This is a genomic window from Streptomyces phyllanthi (assembly GCF_009377205.1).
GTDB classification, from domain to species: domain Bacteria; phylum Actinomycetota; class Actinomycetes; order Streptomycetales; family Streptomycetaceae; genus Streptomyces; species Streptomyces phyllanthi.
In genome coordinates this window covers 1-2,359 of sequence record NZ_VJZE01000794.1, presented here as the reverse complement: position 1 = coordinate 2,359, position 2,359 = coordinate 1, and the positions used below count along the sequence as shown (strand labels likewise).

Sequence of the window (2,359 nt, the reverse complement as noted above, 5' to 3'; positions counted from 1 at the left end):
CCCCGTTTCCCCTCCCGGGACTCGGTCCTGGGCGCTGCCGCCCTGGTCAACCCGGCCCCCCGGCCTTCACCCGGTGCTGACCGGACCTGCCGGACGGGTGCTGTGTTCCGTACGGCACAATGCGCTCTCATCGCACGGTAGTGGTACGGCTGTCGCAGGGCGCAGGCGTACGGGGCGGAAGCGGCGCGGGAAAGGGCGGGCTCGGGCGTGGCGGTGCAGGAGGCGAGACAGGGCGCGGGCGCCCACGAAGGCGGCTGCACGTGCGGGGACTGCCCGCACGGGGCACGTGAGGGACACCGGCGCGCGGTCGCCGCGTTCCTGCTCAAACGCGAGGAGTTCGCATCCGGGCAGGGGCTGCCCGCGGCGGTCGCGCACTCCGCGTCGGCGTCCCGCCAGTGGGTCTCCGACGAACTCACCCAGTCCGCCGCCCTCGTCGCCGAACGCGGCCGGGCGGAGGGCGAGGCCTGGCTGCAGCGCCTGTGGCTCCGTACCGCATACGTCGTATGGAGCGCCGTCCTGCTTCTGTTCCTGGTCCAGGTGCTCACCGCGATCGGTGCGGGCTGGACGGTGGCGCGCACGGCCGGACTGCTGGCCGCGCTGCTGACGGGCCTGGCCCTGACAGGCGCCGGGTATCTGCACCGCGCGCGGGGCGGTGCGCCGGCACCGGTGATCGGCGAGGACAACCGGCTGTCCACCTCCCGTGCGGTCGCCGCGAGCTGGGTACTGCTCGCCGGATACGCCGTCCTCGTACTGGTCGGGCAACTGGCCGCCGCCTCGGACCACGACGACCGGGACGCGCTGATCGCCGGGCTCGAACTCGCCCGGGGCGCCGGCATCGTCACCGTCCTTGCGGTGGTGTGCGGGATCGCCGTACTGGTACGGCGGGTGGTCGGTCTGCGCGTCCTCGGCCAGCGCCTGCAGAAGGTCGGCGCGTACCGCCCCCGTGCTGCCGACCTTCTGACCGACGACTCCGGCCGGGGCAGCTTCACCGATATCCAGTACGTGGTGGTCAGCACCGTCGCACTGGTCTTCGCGGCCGTACGCCTGGCCCGTCGCCCCGACCAACTCCCCGACCTGCCCTGGGGACTGGCCCTGCTCGTCCTGGTCTCGGCGGCCACATACCTCGCCGGCAAGTACGCGGAGGGCGGTCGACCGGTGATCCTCTCCGTGGTCCGGGCCCGCGAAGCCGGCGACCTCGACGCGCCCATCCGCACCGGCGACGACATCGAGATCCGCGGCGCCGGCTTCGTCCCGCCGGGCGCCCAGGCCGCGGACCGCCTCTCCCGGATGGTCGTCCGTATCGGCGCCGTCCATGTCCACGTTCCGCTCGTCCCCGTCGTCGGCGGCTTCAGCAACCCCACGGACGCCGTCCTCACCGTGCCGGTCCCCGCCGATGTGGAGCCCGGCCGGGTGGAGGTCCAGGTGGTGACCGCCGCGGGGGCGGAGACCAACCGGTACGCCATCGAGGTGACCGACTGAACCACGGGTTCACCGAGTCCAGAGCGGCCTGAGCTGTACGGAAGCCGCCAGAGAAGTACTGATAAAGGCCCCCAAAGGCGCCACGAAAGGCAAGCTTTACAGAAAAACCAGGGGTGACTCATTGAGCGGCACCCCCCTTTCGTACGTATGGTCTGTTGAGGGGTCAACGGCACGCGGCGAGAGGCGGCGAAGAGTCATGACTCACAGTATTCGTTCGGACACGCAGGCCCCCTATCTCGATGGCGACCGGGACTGGCGGGACACCGCCACCCGCTACGCCCTGCTGCCGCTGAGGGTCTTCCTCGGCGTCACCTTCATCTACGCCGGCCTGGACAAACTCACCGACAGCGCGTTCATGTCCGAAGCCGGCGCCGGCTCGATCGGCGACATGATGCGCGCGGTCCGCGACTCCTCGGCGATCCCGGCCCTCGTCGACCTCTCCCTGAAGAACCCCGTCGGCTTCGGCTACGCCATCGCCTTCGGTGAACTCGCCGTAGGCATCGGCACCCTGCTCGGTATCCTCTCCCGCCTCGCGGCGTTCGGCGGCGTCCTGATCTCCCTCAGCCTCTGGCTGACGGTGAGCTGGGCCGCCAGCCCCTACTACTACGGCAACGACCTTCCCTACCTCATGGCCTGGCTTCCCATCGTCCTCGCCGGCGCCCCGGTCCTCTCGATCGACGCGGCCTTCCGTAACCGCCGCAGGCACCGAGCAGGCGCCTACCGCTGAACCACCGACCCGCCGACGACCTCCCCAAGGCGGGCCTTCCGTGCACCCCGTCGCCCCTGTACACGGAGCATCCCCGCACTGTGTACGGGGGCGCTCCTGTGCCGGGCGCCCCTGCACTCGGGCGGGCCGCAACGCCGAGTCGACCCACACCCC

The 2,359-nt window shown here is 71.3% G+C and carries 2 protein-coding genes; both read left to right on the top strand.

Going from position 1 to position 2,359, the window contains the following annotated elements:
* Positions 1–207 precede the first annotated feature (207 nt).
* Positions 208–1,479, top strand: coding sequence for a hypothetical protein (locus FNH04_RS44930; RefSeq protein ID WP_322725684.1), 1,272 nt, complete (start codon positions 208–210; stop codon positions 1,477–1,479).
* Between the two features lie 196 nt (positions 1,480–1,675).
* Positions 1,676–2,206 (top strand): DoxX family protein, encoded by a 531-nt coding sequence (locus FNH04_RS44925; RefSeq protein WP_152791989.1) that lies wholly within the window; start codon positions 1,676–1,678, stop codon positions 2,204–2,206.
* Positions 2,207–2,359: the final 153 nt, after the last annotated feature.

Coding starts and splice junctions, on each gene's coding strand:
- FNH04_RS44925 (WP_152791989.1), top strand. CDS start 1,676: ATGACTCACAGTATTCGTTCGGACACGCAGGCCCCCTATCTCGATGGC.